The 15,757-nt window shown below is 57.0% G+C and carries 15 protein-coding genes; 5 read left to right on the top strand and 10 right to left on the bottom strand.

All coding sequences use genetic code 11. From position 1 onward, the window contains the following. Positions 1 to 3: 3 nt before the first annotated feature. The 9 genes from AB8B76_RS04590 to AB8B76_RS04550 are packed head-to-tail and all read right to left on the bottom strand — an operon-like array spanning position 4 to position 11,056. Positions 4 to 1,098, bottom strand: a complete 1,095-nt coding sequence (locus AB8B76_RS04590; RefSeq protein ID WP_405270720.1) for a VWA domain-containing protein — start codon at positions 1,096 to 1,098, stop codon at positions 4 to 6. 12 nt (positions 1,099 to 1,110) lie between these two features. Continuing rightward, positions 1,111 to 2,409 (bottom strand): hypothetical protein, encoded by a 1,299-nt coding sequence (locus AB8B76_RS04585; protein WP_405270718.1) that lies wholly within the window; start codon positions 2,407 to 2,409, stop codon positions 1,111 to 1,113. After that, the gene (locus AB8B76_RS04580; RefSeq protein ID WP_405270716.1) at positions 2,409 to 3,209 is read right to left on the bottom strand and encodes a MotA/TolQ/ExbB proton channel family protein; all 801 of its coding nucleotides are present in this window, start codon (positions 3,207 to 3,209) and stop codon (positions 2,409 to 2,411) included. The genes AB8B76_RS04585 and AB8B76_RS04580 overlap by 1 nt, the downstream gene beginning before the upstream one ends. 9 nt (positions 3,210 to 3,218) lie before the next feature. After that, complete coding sequence (locus AB8B76_RS04575) at positions 3,219 to 3,482, bottom strand: hypothetical protein (protein ID WP_405270714.1); 264 nt, start codon at positions 3,480 to 3,482, stop codon at positions 3,219 to 3,221. 15 nt (positions 3,483 to 3,497) lie between these two features. Next, complete coding sequence (locus tag AB8B76_RS04570) at positions 3,498 to 5,558, bottom strand: PEGA domain-containing protein (protein ID WP_405270712.1); 2,061 nt, start codon at positions 5,556 to 5,558, stop codon at positions 3,498 to 3,500. Further along, positions 5,558 to 7,099 (bottom strand): hypothetical protein, encoded by a 1,542-nt coding sequence (locus AB8B76_RS04565; RefSeq protein ID WP_405270710.1) that lies wholly within the window; start codon positions 7,097 to 7,099, stop codon positions 5,558 to 5,560. The genes AB8B76_RS04570 and AB8B76_RS04565 overlap by 1 nt, the downstream gene beginning before the upstream one ends. A 15-nt stretch (positions 7,100 to 7,114) precedes the next feature. Continuing rightward, on the bottom strand, positions 7,115 to 8,296 hold the full coding sequence (locus AB8B76_RS04560; protein ID WP_405270708.1) for a hypothetical protein: 1,182 nt from the start codon (positions 8,294 to 8,296) through the stop codon (positions 7,115 to 7,117). A gap of 41 nt (positions 8,297 to 8,337) precedes the next feature. Further along, positions 8,338 to 9,801 carry a hypothetical protein gene (locus tag AB8B76_RS04555; protein WP_405270706.1) on the bottom strand — a complete coding sequence of 488 codons (1,464 nt, stop codon included), beginning with the start codon at positions 9,799 to 9,801 and terminating at the stop codon, positions 8,338 to 8,340. Then, the gene (locus tag AB8B76_RS04550) at positions 9,782 to 11,056 is read right to left on the bottom strand and encodes a hypothetical protein (protein WP_405270704.1); all 1,275 of its coding nucleotides are present in this window, start codon (positions 11,054 to 11,056) and stop codon (positions 9,782 to 9,784) included. Before AB8B76_RS04550 ends, AB8B76_RS04555 begins: the two co-directional genes overlap by 20 nt. Positions 11,057 to 11,217: 161 nt before the next feature. Between AB8B76_RS04550 and AB8B76_RS04545 the strand changes: the two genes are divergently transcribed. From AB8B76_RS04545 to pdxH, 3 genes are read left to right on the top strand one after another with little or no spacing between them, the layout of a single operon-like run. Then, positions 11,218 to 11,517, top strand: coding sequence for a hypothetical protein (locus AB8B76_RS04545; RefSeq protein WP_405270702.1), 300 nt, complete (start codon positions 11,218 to 11,220; stop codon positions 11,515 to 11,517). 49 nt (positions 11,518 to 11,566) lie between these two features. After that, complete coding sequence (locus AB8B76_RS04540; RefSeq protein WP_405270700.1) at positions 11,567 to 12,133, top strand: DUF4136 domain-containing protein; 567 nt, start codon at positions 11,567 to 11,569, stop codon at positions 12,131 to 12,133. A gap of 33 nt (positions 12,134 to 12,166) precedes the next feature. Further along, the gene (gene pdxH / locus AB8B76_RS04535; protein WP_405270698.1) at positions 12,167 to 12,811 is read left to right on the top strand and encodes a pyridoxamine 5'-phosphate oxidase; all 645 of its coding nucleotides are present in this window, start codon (positions 12,167 to 12,169) and stop codon (positions 12,809 to 12,811) included. Positions 12,812 to 12,839: 28 nt separating this feature from the next. On the opposite strand, the gene AB8B76_RS04530 is transcribed toward pdxH, so the two are convergent. Further along, the gene (locus AB8B76_RS04530) at positions 12,840 to 14,123 is read right to left on the bottom strand and encodes a CinA family nicotinamide mononucleotide deamidase-related protein (protein WP_405270696.1); all 1,284 of its coding nucleotides are present in this window, start codon (positions 14,121 to 14,123) and stop codon (positions 12,840 to 12,842) included. A 162-nt stretch (positions 14,124 to 14,285) separates the two neighbouring features. Between AB8B76_RS04530 and AB8B76_RS04525 the strand changes: the two genes are divergently transcribed. Beyond that, positions 14,286 to 15,068 carry a ParA family protein gene (locus tag AB8B76_RS04525; protein ID WP_405270695.1) on the top strand — a complete coding sequence of 261 codons (783 nt, stop codon included), beginning with the start codon at positions 14,286 to 14,288 and terminating at the stop codon, positions 15,066 to 15,068. 130 nt (positions 15,069 to 15,198) lie between these two features. Continuing rightward, the gene (locus tag AB8B76_RS04520) at positions 15,199 to 15,708 is read left to right on the top strand and encodes a GAF domain-containing protein (protein ID WP_405270693.1); all 510 of its coding nucleotides are present in this window, start codon (positions 15,199 to 15,201) and stop codon (positions 15,706 to 15,708) included. Positions 15,709 to 15,757 lie beyond the last annotated feature (49 nt).

Raw genomic sequence — 15,757 nt, 5'->3', positions numbered from 1 at the left:
CTCCTAGGGCCAGTCACTGGAAGGACTCATGAACGAGCCACGAGTACTTTGGGCAAGCTGCCAGAACTCGGAGGCGGCGAGGGGGTCGCCTTCCATGGGAGCAAGGATGATGTTTACCGGCACGTTAGCAGGGAGCTTACGCACGGCCTCGCGATAAAATCGCTGACGCTGGTTGCCGCTGACCGTCGATCCTCTCGGTGGGTTTGCACCCTGGGTGGGTAGGCCGTCCGTGATCAGGAAAATATTATCCGGTATGGGCGACAGGGTCTGCAGGTAGTCGAACACGTTTTCCAAGCTCGTACCGCCGCCAGGGGTGATCTCTCTTAGCGCAGTCGACATACCCTCAAGCTGGGCCTGATCGGCAACCTCCAACCATTTGCCGGCGGTGCCGGGTAACGCAGGCTGGGCCTTGGTATTGAAGGTGATGACTTGATACTCACTGCCCACCGGTAGCTGTGAGGTTAACCAGTCCATGGTGTTGAGTGCTCGGACCCACTTCTCTGCTGTTCTTTGGAGCACCGGATCCATATTACGCAGACGAATAATGTTCACCACTCGATCGGCGAGCATGCTGGCCGAAGTATCGAGCAAAATGGCGATGTTCTTGCCGCCAAGATTCAGGCCTGTGAGGTATTGGCGATTACCATCACCGACGAAGCTTCGCGCACTCTTACCGCTTTCTTCCTCAGCGGCTTCCCGAAGCTTTTTGACCTCTTCCTCCAAGGATTGGACCTCGGCTTTCAGCTTCTCGACTGCTTCGTCTTCGCTGACGTCTTCGGGAATCAAGGCCGCGACGAGCGCCTCGTATTCTTCTACTTCATCAATGATTCGGGTGGCTCTGCCGTCAGCCTCGACGATCTCAAGATTGACCTCGTCAAGGGTGTTACGCAGCACAACCAGGCCCTCTTCACCCTCGCGGATATCTTCTTCAAGCATGTTGACCTCGGAAAGCAGATCAACGTTGAGCTCTTTTGACTCCACGACGATGGAGTGATCGATAATCAGGAATACGAGGATCACCGCGCCAAATCCACAGGACATAATGTCCAGAAACGACAGGTTGAAGGTCGTGAAGCTCCGTTTATTGCGCTTGGCCACGGCTAGTCAGCCTCAGTCCTGCACTTCTATCAGGCGTCCATGCCCCGCTGTGCCCAAAGAAAGCGTATCGCCGAGTGCCAGCGGTTGTTGGGGCGTGCTGGGCATACCGTTGATGAGAGCGCCATCGCCGTGCAGGGTCCAGTGGCCATTTACATTCTTCAGTGTGAAACCCCCAGCGAGTGGGACCTGTTCGCCCCTCAAGGGCATTGCGCGGGTACCGATCAAAACATGGGTGGCTTCATCCGTTGCAGGCATTGCCTGAGCAGTCGGAGTTCCCGGAGTTGATTCCCTGTTGGGAACTTCAGGCCGGGCCTCCGCCCTGAACTCTGGTGCTGCGCCAGAAAGAGCGGTCAGCGGCAATTGATCCACGAGATGAAGATCTTCCCCCGATAGTTCGATGTGCTCACGGTTCGCGGTGAAGGCGTCCCAAAGAGCATTGGCTGCCAAGGTGCTGGCCTCACCTTTGAGTGCCTCTATGCCGGGTAGCAGGTGCAACTCCGGATCAAGGAATATCGGGATGTCCGCCGCCGGCTTAGTCTGTTCGAGACCCTTGATGAGTCGCTCGCTGGCGCCGGCGAGGGCGCTGGCTGTTACTCGGCTGCGATGGCCATCAATGTCCACACTGGCCTCGCCGCGTTCCCTCAGGGTTGCAAGAATATCTGGAAGCTTGTTGTAGAGATCCTGCTCACTCTCAGCACTGCGTCTTGGATCATAGCGAGTCTGTTGGATGAAGGCGCTGGCGATGGCTGATACGCAGCGTTCCTGAAGTGCCAGCAAACCGCAGGCGGGCAGTGGGGTGCTTCGCACTACGCGGATCGTATCGTTTTCCACGATCAATTCGTTGATGATGGTCTGATTGAGCTGGCTCTCCAGATGTATGGCTTTGCCCGCCCGCAGAATGTCGGGGTTGTTGCTCGCGATGAGTACGCTGCGGCTCACCAGACCCGCGACGGTGAAATCGCTGGCCTGCGCTACGCCCAAAAGTAGCGACAGCTGTTCTTTGGGCATGCTGTCGGGCACAGCCAGAACAAGGGCTGCCGGTGCGCCCGCAGTTGCGTGGATGTGACGCAAGTGAGAGTGCACGAGATCCGCGGTATGGCGTGCAGCGCCCAGTGTTGGCTTTAGTGGCTGAGTACTGAGCTGCCACCAAAAGCGGCTGTTACTGTCCCGGGGCCGTAACCGTGACTGCTCCAGGGCAACCTGTCCGAAGTGATATTCACTTCCTTCGAGTACTACAAAGCCCGGGCTGTGCAGCGCCGTCCCCTCTTGCCAGAGACTAATCTGTGTATCGCGACAATCAAGAATAGCCATCAGTCGTTAGCGACCAGGAATCGAAGGAGGCGACTGTCTGCATAGCGTTGACCATTCAGAACCAGACGTTCCTGAGCTAACTGAAGTTGGTGCAGACAGAACATGATGATGATGGAGAGCACCAGTGCCACGAACGTACTGTTGAAGGCGACGCCCAGGCTGACCGTTACGCCGGAAATGTCGCCTTCTACGGCCTTGTAGGCTTGACCCAGAGCATCACCGATACCGCGAACAGTCCCGATAAACCCGATTGAGGGAATAGCCCAGGCGATGTAGCGAACCATGGATAGCTCGGAATCGAGACGGTCAGATTCGATATCACACTGCTCGCGAATAGCGTCGGAGACCGCAGGGATGCTCCCGGTAGTGGCGAAGCGTTGAAGCGCTGAAAGTAGTGTCCTTGGCAGCAAAAACCCTTGCTTATCGTCCGGAAGAGCTTCGATAGAGCGACTGTACTGGCGCGCGTCTTCTGGCAGCACACTGGTTCCCTCGGGGATGGAGAGAAGCTCTTCTTCCAGAAGCTTCTGTTCCTTCATATTCATGCGGCCCTTGTAGCCCATGATCGAAAGTGCCCAGATCAGCAGAATGAAACAGGCCTCCTGTTCGAAGTCACGGATCACCACGGCCAGGCTGCGCTTTGGCACAACCTCTTCCCCTGCGAGCTGTGCTGCCATCTCTGTGGCCAATTGGTCGTCGGCGCTGGGACGAATCACGGCTACGTACATGGCGTGTACAAGAATAATTGCCGTGAGTAAGGCAAATAACTGGAACATAAACTCGGAGGAGAGGCTGTTCTTCATGGGGTTTTCCTAGATGTCGACGGGGAAGGCAACGGAGAGATCTTCAGAGATCTGTTCTGAGGCTTCGTAGTCTTCGAACGGTTGAGTGGCAGGCTCAGCGGTGACCGGTTCAAGCGTTAAGTCCAGGTCGCCGGCCTCCTCAGGGGCTTGCTCGGTTGAGGTTTCCGGTTCTGCAGGCGGCTGGGCTACGGCGACATAGTTGATCAAGGTGTAGCTCCCTAACAGCAACAGAAAGCCGCCAAGGTATTTTGTGACAGAGGTTTTTAGCTGCATGCTTTTACTCCGCTTCTATTCCGCATAACGGGCGATTCGAAATCCTACGTCATCTCGTCCCGCCTGCCCATAATCGCGATAAGACAAGCGAAGCTCGGGAAGCCGCCCGAGGGCCCAACTCGCTCCGCGAATAACGTAATTATCGCCGCGCTGACCCCCGAGAGGATCCGTTTCGACAACACCACTGGATGCCGGGATGGTGTAAACGTCGTGAATCCATTCCGATACGTTGCCGCCAAGATCAAAGATGCCGCGCTGGTCTGGGGTGAAGCTGCCTACAGGAGCGCTGACGACATATCCGTCCTCATAACCGTTAAGCACCCGTCCCGTGACGTAGGCCGAGCTGTTGTCAGCAACATTCTCAGCAACTTTCTTGGGTGGGAAGTCGTCGCCCCAGGTAAATCGCTGAAGTTCTTCTCCACGAATTCTTGCTACCCACGCCCACTCCGCTTCCGTTGGCAAACGATAGCCAAGGGCGTCAGGGTTGAATCCAATGATGATCCCCTGCTGTTCCTGATAGAAGGGAGTCAGTCCCTCTCGACTGCTGAGCCAGTTACAGAATGAAGCGGCTTGCTGCCAGCTGATCTGCGCTACAGGTTGGTGCTCACGATTGAGGCTGTTGCCCTCTATCTGTCCTGAATTGTGGGATGCCTGAAACTGCCGGAACTGGGCGTTGGTGACTTCCTGGTTTTGGAAATAGAAGGGACGCTCCAAGCGGACGGGGTGAAGGACTTCGTTTGCTCTGCGCCCCGGGTCTCGTCGCGACGCACCCATAGTAAATTCGTTTCGTGGAGAATCCAGAGGATTCATCAGAGTTAGGGTCTGACCCAAAGCGGTGGTTATCGTCGGTGTGAGGCGCGCCTTACGAGCGGCTTCCGGTGTCAAAAGTGTAAGCTCGATAAGCTGTTCAAGGCCGGGCCGTGGAGTGACGCTGCGCTTACTGCTTTCGTAGCCGTCCAGGCGGGCTTCGATACGTTGAAGGACCGCTGGTAAAGAGAGTGTTTGACTGCCGCTTCCCACAACTTTGCCGTTGACCAGAAGCTCAGCTTCGGGGGGGCTGATTTTTACTAACACGTCACCCAGTAGAGGTTTGAGACTGATTTTGCGCTCCAGACTCGCTCCTGCCTCCATACGAAGCGTTTGGCTGGCTCGGCGATAACCGGCTCGCGAAAGACTCACGCGGTGATCCATGTTGGGTTCCAGTTCCAATTCAAGGGGTGTTTGCCCCGCGAATTCACCATCAACGCTGACGTTCGCACCACTGGGGGTGCTGCTAAGCGTGAGCACGCCGGTGGCCGGTGTGAGTACCACTGTGCCAAGCTCTTGCGCAGCACCAGCTTCTGCAGTCAGGGGGAAGCTTTCGCTAGCAAACCCCGGCAACACCAGCGACAGTTCGTGGTCGCCCTGAAGTATTTCAAAAGTACCCGGCGTGGTGCCCTGCGGCTCCCCATCTACGAGAAGCTCCGCTCCAGTTGGTTCGCTGGTGATGCTGACGTCAGCCCACGCGGGTTCCAGTGATAGATCCAGCCTCTGTTGAACATTGCGGCCAGTCACGTCGATATTCTGAGTCAGGGGTAAGTACCGAGGGTATTCGAGGAGCAAGTTTCTGGCGCCGGCCTCCAGGGGGAAATCCGTGAGAGGCGTTACACCCACGACTTCTTCGTCCACGGTCAAGCTCGCACCGGGCGGAGTGCTGGCGATGGTCAGTCGACCGGGGAGCGGCTGAAGTATCACCTCCTGACGTTGGGTAGCATCCCGAGACACTTCAATATCGCTTGTGTAGGGATGGTAGCCGGGCGCGGTAACGGTCAGGGAGTAAATGCCCGAGCGCAGCAGGAACCTGTCTCCAAAAGGCAGAACCAATCCCGCAAGGTCGAGGGTGGCTTCTTCTTCTGCGATCACGGAAATTTCCAGAGAGCGGGCCGTAAGTAAAAACCACAGAGCCATCACGAAAACCACTACTGCGACGACTAAGAGCCAGCGCGAGGCGGGGATACGAGCCTTTACGGGAGCCGCTGTGGGGTCAAGGGGCTCAAACGCCGCCGCCTGAATACTTTCCGGTTTGCGGTCGCTCATTAGATGGCCTCGTTACAAGCGACATACACAGGGGAGGTGCTCCCGGGCACTACGGTGAACACCACGCGTACATCTCGATAGCCCCTGCGTGATCCGACCGCGGTGTATTTCCCGGGGCGAAGATTGAGCTGCTGGCTCTCGAAAAGGCCCAGACGTGCGACCTTGTAAACAGTCACTTCGGTAAGACCGTCAGAACTGATATCCACCGGCAGGGGGGTGCTGGCAACGCTAAGCACGTTCTCTGCAGCTTCGATCTGGGCAGTGAGGCGGGGGCCAAGGCCGTCCAAAGATTTTGCTCGGGCAACTGAGCCCTGCGCCTCGCGAAGGATGGCGTCATCCACAAGGCGTTCCGGTTGTTTGACGATGGCTGAGAGTTCTTTGTCGGCCTGGGCCCGGGGTTCGGCAACCGTTAAACCCTCTCGTGCGAAGCGCAAGCTCTGATCAATGGCCAGAGCTTCCTCAAAAACCTTGATGGCTGCACTCCAGTCCTCGTCGTCCAGTAGGTCACTGCCGCGTGATTGCAGTCGCTGCAGCGTTGCCGCCGTTCGCGCGGTGGAGAGTTCCTGTAGCGCAGCGGCGGCCTCCGAAGAGCCGGGACTTAAAGAGCCCGCTCTCTCAAACCGTTGCTGCGCTGTATCGAAGTCGGCACTATCAAGAGCCGCGTAGCCTTCAGACATGGCAGCGTTAAAGCGCTGCTCCGTGAGCGCTGACTGCAAACGGACGAGCTCTTCTTGCACCCGTTGATGGGCGCTATCGCTGTTCGCTGCGCTTTGCATGCTATTCACTGCGGACGATAGATCGCCAGATGCTTCGGAGTCTGTCGCTGCATAAACATCTTTCATAACCGCAGGCAGGACATCCAGCCTTTGTGCAAGGCCGGCCGTCTCCGGCGCTTCTGGCTCCAGCTTTTCTGCCAATGCCAGCGCTGCGGCTGCCGCTTCAGGCTCAAAGCCTTCGATGGCAGCTGTCGCAGCTGCAATCTGGGCTTCGAAGCGCTCGGGCAATGATTGTTCCAAAGCCAGGGCTGCGGTCAGCGCCTGCTGGTACTGCTCTATAGCGCCGTCAAACTCGCGCTCTCGATAGAGTTCGTCCCCGGTTAAAGCCTGGACGGCGATGCCTGCCATGGCTTCGGTTGCCCACTCTTCAGCGCCACGATCAGTGAGGTTCTCCTGAACATCTAATAGCTCCGCGAGGAGCTCCTGCGCCTCGGCGCGGGCTTTGGCTGCTCGAGCGTCGGCAAAGGGCGACGCAAGTGGAGCAGCACTGTCTTTGGCGGCCGCGCTTGTTGATGCTTGGCTTGGAGTAGAGCCATTCGTTGGTGCTGTCGCAGGTGTGCTGGAGGCGCCTGAATCCGCGCCATCATCTTGAGAGTCCACCCAACCGGGTAGGACAAAAACGACAACTAACGCCAAAACACCCAGCCCGCCGAATGAGGGGAGGAGCCAGGCCGGTTTGCTATCCGAGGCCACGGCTGTGCTCGGCGCGGCGGTCTCCGGTGCGTCAAAGGGGGTGGGCTGAACCCGCTGGTACTGCTCTGTCACTACTGATGCTTCCGACTAGTTTTGGATGGGGGTGTCGGACGCTGGGGGGGCGAGTTCACCGATCTCGTTGCGGTAAATTTCTGCGAGGACCTCACGCCACTGTGCGTACTGATCATCAACGCTACCACTGATCATTACGGTTCGGTCCTCGAGTTCAATAACCTGAGGAGTGATTTCGGCTTCCAGGGACTGCCCTATCTCTTCAAGTGCTTCGACATGGATTTGCGCCTCGGCGCGACTTTCCAAGCCGCTTTTTAACAGATAGCCGCCACCGATTATTGCAACATTGCCTGCGGCGCGGGCGCTGCCATCACCACTGCCCGCTGCGGCAATGCCCGCAATGATCGCGGCGCCACCGGCGATGAGCTGTCGCGTGCTTTCGCGCTTCAGTTCCTGATAGGCAACAACTTCTTCGTAGCTGAGTTTGCGCCACTCCTGATAGGGACCAAACATCTCTTGTGAAAAGCCGTTGTAGTAGGTCTGCAGGGTATCTACGAAAACATGGTCGCGTTCCCGGAGCATGCGCACTCGCTCCAGCATGGGATCATCTTCGGAGGGCAGTCGCACGACCAACTGCTTACCTTTACGAGTTTTATCGAGGTAGCCTTCGAAGGCCTCCGTCGAAAAGCTCTGCGCGAACAGTAGCTCGGAGACCGTGCGTATCTCTTTTCGCTGCGCTGTCGGTAGTTCATCGAACAGGCGTACAAGATCGTTAGCTATTTGGTGGTACACCCCTTGGAAAGGGTCGTAGCTGGAACGAGTTTTGGTGTCGTAAGCGTAACGACTGGCGTTGCCTTCGTAGACTCTATCGAGCCATACGTAGTCCCGAGAGTCCTGGGCAACAACTTTCAATTCAAGGGTTTCACCGTCCGAGTGCAAGATGGTGCCGCTGATCATCAAGTCGGTGATTCGATCTTCGTTTGGAACGACTCTAACCGCGCCCCAGGCGCCGGAGTTCTGCAGGACTTCAGCTAACAGTTTCGGAATATAGCGCGCTTCCGCACGACGCACCTCGGGATACAGGCGCTCATCCTCGTCCGCAAAGTCGATGCCCGGATCGAAGATGGCGACCGCTACGTCCATCAGTTCGTCTTCAGGTACCGTTTGTGCGGGTGCCTCCAGTGATGGAATAGAGGTGCTCTTCACCGTCTGACTTACGCAGCCCGTGACACCCAGGCTCAGACACAGAAGCGTCAAGCATTGCAGCCGCGCGGGAGCAATGTTGGTTAACAGCGATATCACGGTTGCTTGATACCCTTGTATTTACGGTATTCAACCCAGAGCTTTTCCCGGACTTCCGGGTCAGGCTCACGCATAGCGGCCTCCCGAAGCTGCCTTGCCACCACGTCGTCGTTGTTTCCGTTGGGAATGTCGGCGGGTGGGGGATACTTGGCCGTGTTTTGAGGAATACTGCCACCGCCGCCGCTGGCACCGCCCATGCCGCCGCCAACGCTGTAGCTGCCACCGCCCATTTCTCGCCCGTAGCCTTCATCGGCTTCACCACCGCCGGCTCCGCCTCCCGCAGACGCGGTTTGAATAGGTTCGATGGGCTGCTGACGGCTTGCTTCTCGCTGAGCCGCCTGCTCTTCAAGAATCATGGCATCGAACTCTCCCATGCCGCGCTCGAGCTCGGCGTCAAGAATAGCCACTTGCTCCGCGGGAGTCAGGGGGCCCTGACCTGTCGGGAAACGCCCATAAGTGCCTGTGCCCGCGGATCCATCGCCGGTGCCGCTATTGCCGCTGCCTTGTCCGGTACCGCTGGCGCCTCCTGCCACTTCACCCGCGCCCTGAGCGCCGCTTCCGCTGGTGCCCATGCCGCCCGGAATACCTGGAATCCCCGGTATTGCTATCGAGCCCTGAACGCCGCCTGCAGATCCGCTGGCGCCCCCTGCCTCTTGACCGCCGGCAGAGCCAGAAGAGCCAGACGGCTCGCCCATACCCCCACCGCCTGACGCAACGGATTCCTCATCTTCCATACTTGGGAGAGCGTCGCTGCCGCCGGAGCTGTCTTCAAATCCGGGCTCGCCGCCTCCTGCGCTATCGCCACTGCCCCCGTCACCAGCATCCGCAGTGCTCTCTGCGCCTGAACTACCACCGCCGGACTCATCTCCTGAGCCCGCTTCGGCGCCACTGGATTCGCTGCCTGCTTGGTCGCCACTCTTTCCGCCCCCGCCGTTCTCACCGCTTGCGGCAACTTCGGCACCCGGGGCTTCACCGCTGGGAAACTCGCCCATATCTCTGGAGACATCGCCGCCGTTTTGGAGATCACCGTCCGTGGAGCCACGCTCGGCTGATTGGTCAGAGGACGCGGTGGTTTCAGCGCCGGATTCTCCAGCCTGTTCGCTACTCTGAGATCCCTCAGCGCTGCTCGGGCTTCCCGGCGACTGCGCTCCGGAGGAGCTGGACTGGCTCTGGCTGCTTTGCGACGAGGGGCTACTTGACTGGCTGCTCGAACTGCTAGAGCTGCTGGAACTGCTAGAGCTACTGGAGCTGCTGGAAGAGGACGAGCTCGAAGAAGATGAGCTGCTCGGCGGCGGCGTGCTTGGAGACGGCATTGAGGGCGTTTGTGGCGTCGTCGGATTGCTCGCGCTAGGACAGCCAGTCAGCAGTAGGCAGGCCAGCAGCGACGCCAGCGGCAATTTTGCCGGCAGACTCAGCGTCTGCAGCCCCTTGATTTGCTCTTCACCACACGGAAATGTCATAAGCCCAGCGCAACCCTTCTGTATCTACCGGCAAACCATCGTCAATGCGTGGCCGGAAAGGTGTTCGTTTCAGCCGGCTTATAACGTCGCCCGCTTTCGTATCATTTTGAACGTTGTCATCGAGGCGGACGACGTTCACCACCCTGCCTCGGTCGGAAACCCCGAATTCTAGCAGCAATCGCCCTTCCTGCTCGTCTACAGGTTCAGGCAGGGCGCGCACTCCGATAAGTCCCGGGAGCGGTTGAGGGGTGTCTAGCAGCTGTCCCCTTAACTGTTGGGCAGCTTCACCCTCTGCAAGTTCCCCGTAAAGTTCACCGTAGGTTTCCAGAGCTTCGTTGCGTTTGCCGTGCCAGAATTGCCAGTCACCCAACATAAGCAGCACTTCGGCAGTGTCCTCGAGCTTAACGTCGTTCTGCGCGATCTCTATGTCGTAAATCGCGCGAATCACCGAGCTGCCCTGCTTATAGCTCTGACTGGCGTAGGCGATCTGCCGGGACTCCTCGTCACCGTATATCCCTCCGGTGCGAAAACGGCCGTTGGTAGTCTCTCCTACAAAGCCGCTGAGTAAGTATTGGGCCCGCAGCATTCCATAGAGTGGCGGAAGCAGCGTCGGGGATGTTTCTCCATCGATTTTGGCAAATTCTGTGAGCGCATAGCGGTAGAGGCTCCACATATTCACCAGTCTGGCGAAGGGGTCTTCACCGATGCCGGCTTCGTAGGCCTGCCGCTGCCAAAGGGCATGTTGCATGAGTGCTTGCCCGCGAGTCACGTCCGAAAGCGTTTTCGCTTGTACGCGGTAAAGGTACCGCTGTCGTTCGTCCGCTTCAGACAATGCGCCCATAGCGATGTGGCTGGCGATTTCGCCTTGGAGCAACGATAGCTGTCTGCGGCTATACAGACCCTCGTTGATGCGGGAAAGGTGTATCCCCCGTTTAAACACTTTTACCGCTTGCTCGTGATCACCGTTTCGCTGCAAGGCCAGGCCCAATCCAAGAAGATCTTCTGTGAGTCCGGGAGCAAAGGCCCCATCGCTGCTTTCCATTTCCTGAATGCGCTGCGCATAGGCGCGCACGTCGCTCAGTAGAGTCTCTCGGGCCCCTTCCTCACGCTCCAACGCGTCTGTATCAGCTTGCTGCGTTTCCAGCTCTGCCGCCGTTGAAACAAATGGCGGCCAAAGAAGTGCCGCAACCAGCAGCAGGCAAGCGCTCGTGAAGTTCAAGACCTTGAAGGGCGATTGCTGAATGGTGTGCTTCATTATCTCCTCAGTTGAAAGGACCTCTGTGTCTGTCACTTACTCTACGCACTATAGCCTTTTGCGGCTCATCCAAAGGAACAACAGCTACCGAGCAGCTTATTGGGCGTCCACGCCAGTTGATGGCAAAATGTAATAAAAGCTCCCTCGCGGCAACAACTTTCATGAGCAAACTATACGACGAGATTAGACAGCGATTGACCTGGCAGTTCCAGCGCATCGCAGAGGGTGATGACATACCCCCGGCTGCGCGGTTTCGCCTTGAGGGTCTTCTGGAGGCGGCCGTTATTAGCCAGGAAGTCGATAAACTGGCGCTTCAGACGCTTTTGGCTGAGCGTCATTTGGCTATTTTGGGCGACACACTGGAAGCGCGATTGGGCGAAGATTGGGAGCGGTGGCATCCATTTCCGGAGATTCCAGTGTTTCTAAACCGGGCGCCGGTATCTCCCTCGACCAGCGATTGACTATACTGATGAATTCTAAGCTTAATTTTGTAATCTGGGAGTAATTTTGATGGGTTTCATGCTTCGCACCGCTGCCTTGTTCTTGCTGGCATGCATCATGAGTGGCTGTGCCAGCACGGCCTTGGAAGCAGTCAGCGATTTTGACGCCGATTTTAACTTTGGCGAAGTGCAGCGGCTGGCTATTCTGCCCATCGATCGAACATCTGCCGCCGAGAAATTAATCAGTGATCTGCAGGTAGATCGAATTAATGATGCTTTGACGATCGAATTGCAAGCTCGCGGATATGAGGTTGTGAGCGACCGAGACGCGGCGGATGTGTACCTAGCGTGGCATTTGGTGACGCGGGAAAAGACAGATATCCGTTCCTACAACGCTGCTAGCGCCTATAACTGCTGGCGTTGTGGCCCGCCGGTTTCAGACGTCAGTGTACGGCAGTACGTGGAGGGGACGTTCATAGTGGATCTCATTGATCCTGCTAGGAATCGGTCGGTGTGGCGATCAACTATTCAGTCTACGCTGAAGAGTCAGCCGGATCCCAAAGATGCCGCGCAAAACCGCGCTATGGCGGCAAAAGCCGTGCTTTTGCCATTTCCCCCCGAGACGAGCTCGCTCTAAGCGGGAAGGCATTCGGGTCATGAGCGATAACGAATGAGTGGCAATTTCGAGAGCTATAGGCGGGAGTACACTGCGGGCGGCCTCACTGCAGCGGATTTGCCCGATTCCCCTTACACCCAGTTTGAGCGCTGGCTTGAGCAAGCGGTAAATGCGGGGCTTTCGGATCCAACGGCAATGGCTCTATCTACCATTGATGAGGACGGTAGGCCCTGGCAGCGCATTGTTTTGCTTAAAGGGCTCTCGCAGGCGGGGTTTGTGTTCTACACGAACTTTGGCTCTGATAAGGCCGAGGCGATTAGTGCCAACCCCAATGTGTCTCTGTTGTTCCCGTGGAACGAACTTGATCGACAAGTCATCGTTGGCGGCACCGCAAAACGTATGAGCCTTGCGGAGTCAGCGGCTTATTTTTTGTCGCGGCCCCGGGAGAGCCAGATTGCCGCCTGGGCTTCCCGTCAGAGTCGGCCGATCGCCAAGCGCGCACTTCTTGAGGAAGAGGTACGAAAGCTCCGCAATAAATTTGCAGAGGGTGAAGTACCCGTGCCGGATTTTTGGGGAGGCTATCGCATTCAGCCTCAGCGCATCGAGTTTTGGCAGGGTGGCGAGCATCGACTCCATGATCGTTTCCGTTATCAACTCGATGAACAGGGTGTCTGGAGCGTTTCGCAGTTACAGCCGTAGGGTCTTCACCCTTCGGCTTTCGAAGCCCCTAGCGCAGACGTCGCTGATCAAAGTAACTGGATTGCTTGTCGATACCGGCAAGCCTCCGTCGGAGCACATCCAGTGCGGCAGCGGCTACCATGGTTTGAAAGAGTACGCGCTCCACGGGCCAACACAGACAAACCGTTTCTACTCGCTCTCGATCGCCCCAAGCTAGCCAAACGGTGCCTAACGGTTTTTCTTTACTGCCGCCGCCGGGACCTGCGATACCCGATACAGCTACCGCCAAGTCAGCACCAGAGGCGTCGAGGGCGCCGGCGACCATGGCCTTGACCGTCGCTTCACTGACAGCGCCGTCAGCTTCCAGGGTCGACGCAGGGACGCCCAGAACCGATTGCTTCAGAGCATTTGAGTAAGTCACGAAGCCTCCGGGGAAAACGTCGGAAGCACCGGATATTTGCGTCAGCATCGAAGCGATCATTCCCCCGGTGCAGGATTCAGCGCAGCTGAGCGTTACTCCTGCTTTTCGCGCGAGATCAATGACAGCCTCGGCAATGCGTGTGTCTCCCTCGCCGATGATGTGATCACCAAACAAAGATTCCATCCACTGACGGCAGTTGTCTCTAAGGCCCCTGTCCTCGGCGCGAGTGATACTGAGCTTTAGCTCCAGTTGCGGTGCGCCGGCCCGAAAACTCAGTATCACTTCGCTGGGCCAGTCCGGGTGTTCGTCCATGAGCAACTGCTGCGCTGTGGATTCTCCGAGGCCAAAGGTTTGTAGCCGCAAAACATCTTTTTGCAGAGTGATTCCATAGATTGTTCGCAAGCGCTCCAGAATCACCGGTAGCATGGCGCGTAACTCTCCAGGTACCCCTGGCGTGCAAAGTACAAGGCAATCGTTGACCACCAGAGAAAATCCCACGGCACTGCCCACGGGGTTAGGGATAAGCGTGCAGCCTTTGGGAAGCATGGCTTGCTTGCGATTGGCCGCGTTCAAAATCAGCTTGCGCTTTTTGCACCATCGCTCGAGATGCTCCAGAGCATCTGGATGCTCCTCAAGACCACTGCCGGCGACTTCGGCCAGCACCTCAGCAGTCAGGTCATCGATAGTTGGTCCGAGGCCGCCGTTCACGATAAGCACGTCTGCGTCCTGCGATAGGGCCGTCATCTCTCGAGCCAGAGCCTGTCGGTCGTCACCCAGGGTTACGCGTCTGCAGGGAGTGAGGCCGAGTCCCGAAAGCTCTCGAGCTATGAGCGCAGAATTCGAGTCCACCGTGTCGCCACTCATCAACTCGTCCCCGGTGAGTAGGAGTTGTACCCGAGGGATGTTTGTCATGGTGCGCTCCAGCAGAAGTTTTGAGGGTGCGCAAAATAACACAGGGAATTCCGCTAACGGGCAGTTGTGAGCTTGCAAAGCTAACGTTGGCGGCTGACAGTCTGCTTGGGCTTGGCTAAACTGCCTGCCCTTTGCGGATCATGGATTCGAATGGGAGCGGTGATGAAGCGAGTGGTGTTTAATCAGAAGGGCGGCGTTGGAAAAACCAGCATCACCTGTAACCTCGCAGCGATAGACGCCAGTCTTGGACGTAAAACGCTCGTCATCGATCTAGATGTACAGGGCAATACTACCCACTATTTGGTGGGTGAGATCGATGCTGAGGCGTTTCCCGCGGAAGCCCAGGGCGTGTCCGGTCTTTTTAAACAGACCGTCGGCTCTCGTCGTATGAGCCGCAATCCGGATGCCTTTGTGTGGGAAACACCCTACGAGAACCTCTTTCTCATGCCATCCAGCCCGTTGTTGTCCGAACTTGAGCGCGAGCTTGAGGCTCGCTACAAGATCTACAAACTAAGAGACGCTCTGTTAAAGCTTGAGAATGAGTACGATCGGATTTATATCGATACACCGCCAAATTTCAATTTTTATTCAAAATCTGCGCTGATCGCAGCAAATAGCGTCTTGATACCGTTTGATTGTGATAGTTTTGCTCGCCAGAGCCTCTACGCACTGATGGATAACATTGCTGAATTGCGAGAGGATCACAACGAAGATCTCGCAGTTGAGGGTATCGTTATTAATCAGTTCAACAGTCAGGCCAGGTTGCCGGGGGAGCTGGTAGCTGAGCTTGAGGCAGAGGGTTATCCGGTCGTCTCAACCTTTCTTAACAGCTCTGTAAAAATGAAAGAATCGCACTACCTACATCGCCCTCTTATTGATCTTGCGCCGTCACATAAGCTCACGCAGCAGTACCTCGATCTGCATGCCGCGTTGGACAAAGGCTAGCGTAGGGGCGTCTTGACGGGTTCAAGGCCCGGCTCTGGCTGTGCAGCGATAGAACACCACGATTATGCATGGTTTACGGAGTCTCTAAAGTGACTTGGCGATCGGGTCTGGCTTGTACCATACTCAGGGTATGAACGAAGTCGCCAAGCCTGGCGCGGCAATAAAAACAGAGCCGCGACTGTCAGTTTCCGAGGCCCGTCAGCAATTGGCCGGCCTGCTATCGGGTGAATATGACCTGGTGGCCAATGCTGCTAATACCTCCGCGTTTCTCAATACCTTATTGCCAGACATCAATTGGCTGGGTTTTTATTTTCTAAAGGACGATGAATTGGTTTTGGGGCCCTTTCAGGGAAACCCCGCCTGCGTACGCATACCTGTGGGCCGCGGTGTATGCGGTACCTGTGTTGCTTCTGGTGAAACTCAACGGGTGGACGATGTGCACGCCTTCCCTGGTCATATCGCCTGCGATATCCGATCACGTTCCGAGCTCGTCATCCCAATCCGGGCTGACGGCGAGGTGATTGCGGTGTTAGACATAGACAGCCCTTCTACCGGGCGCTTCAGTGAGGACGACCAAAGCTACGTCGAGGCCTTAATCGATGAATTCACCCTGCACCAATTCGTGCGGGCAGGACGCTAGAGTGCTTAGGCTTGCGTCCCTGCATTTCACGGCTGTTTCGTCTAGCGCC

The organism is Congregibacter sp. (assembly GCF_045107095.1).
Lineage (GTDB): Bacteria > Pseudomonadota > Gammaproteobacteria > Pseudomonadales > Halieaceae > Congregibacter.
This window is presented reverse-complemented; position numbering and strand designations above follow the sequence as displayed.

Bases quoted from the DNA above. Each gene is read 5' to 3' on its own strand.
- AB8B76_RS04585 (WP_405270718.1), bottom strand. From the start codon at position 2,409: ATGGCTATTCTTGATTGTCGCGATACACAGATTAGTCTCTGGCAAGAG.
- AB8B76_RS04580 (WP_405270716.1), bottom strand. From the start codon at position 3,209: ATGAAGAACAGCCTCTCCTCCGAGTTTATGTTCCAGTTATTTGCCTTA.
- AB8B76_RS04575 (WP_405270714.1), bottom strand. From the start codon at position 3,482: ATGCAGCTAAAAACCTCTGTCACAAAATACCTTGGCGGCTTTCTGTTG.
- AB8B76_RS04570 (WP_405270712.1), bottom strand. From the start codon at position 5,558: ATGAGCGACCGCAAACCGGAAAGTATTCAGGCGGCGGCGTTTGAGCCC.
- AB8B76_RS04555 (WP_405270706.1), bottom strand. From the start codon at position 9,801: ATGACATTTCCGTGTGGTGAAGAGCAAATCAAGGGGCTGCAGACGCTG.
- AB8B76_RS04550 (WP_405270704.1), bottom strand. From the start codon at position 11,056: ATGAAGCACACCATTCAGCAATCGCCCTTCAAGGTCTTGAACTTCACG.
- AB8B76_RS04545 (WP_405270702.1), top strand. From the start codon at position 11,218: ATGAGCAAACTATACGACGAGATTAGACAGCGATTGACCTGGCAGTTC.
- AB8B76_RS04540 (WP_405270700.1), top strand. From the start codon at position 11,567: ATGGGTTTCATGCTTCGCACCGCTGCCTTGTTCTTGCTGGCATGCATC.
- pdxH (WP_405270698.1), top strand. From the start codon at position 12,167: ATGAGTGGCAATTTCGAGAGCTATAGGCGGGAGTACACTGCGGGCGGC.
- AB8B76_RS04530 (WP_405270696.1), bottom strand. From the start codon at position 14,123: ATGACAAACATCCCTCGGGTACAACTCCTACTCACCGGGGACGAGTTG.
- AB8B76_RS04525 (WP_405270695.1), top strand. From the start codon at position 14,286: ATGAAGCGAGTGGTGTTTAATCAGAAGGGCGGCGTTGGAAAAACCAGC.
- AB8B76_RS04520 (WP_405270693.1), top strand. From the start codon at position 15,199: ATGAACGAAGTCGCCAAGCCTGGCGCGGCAATAAAAACAGAGCCGCGA.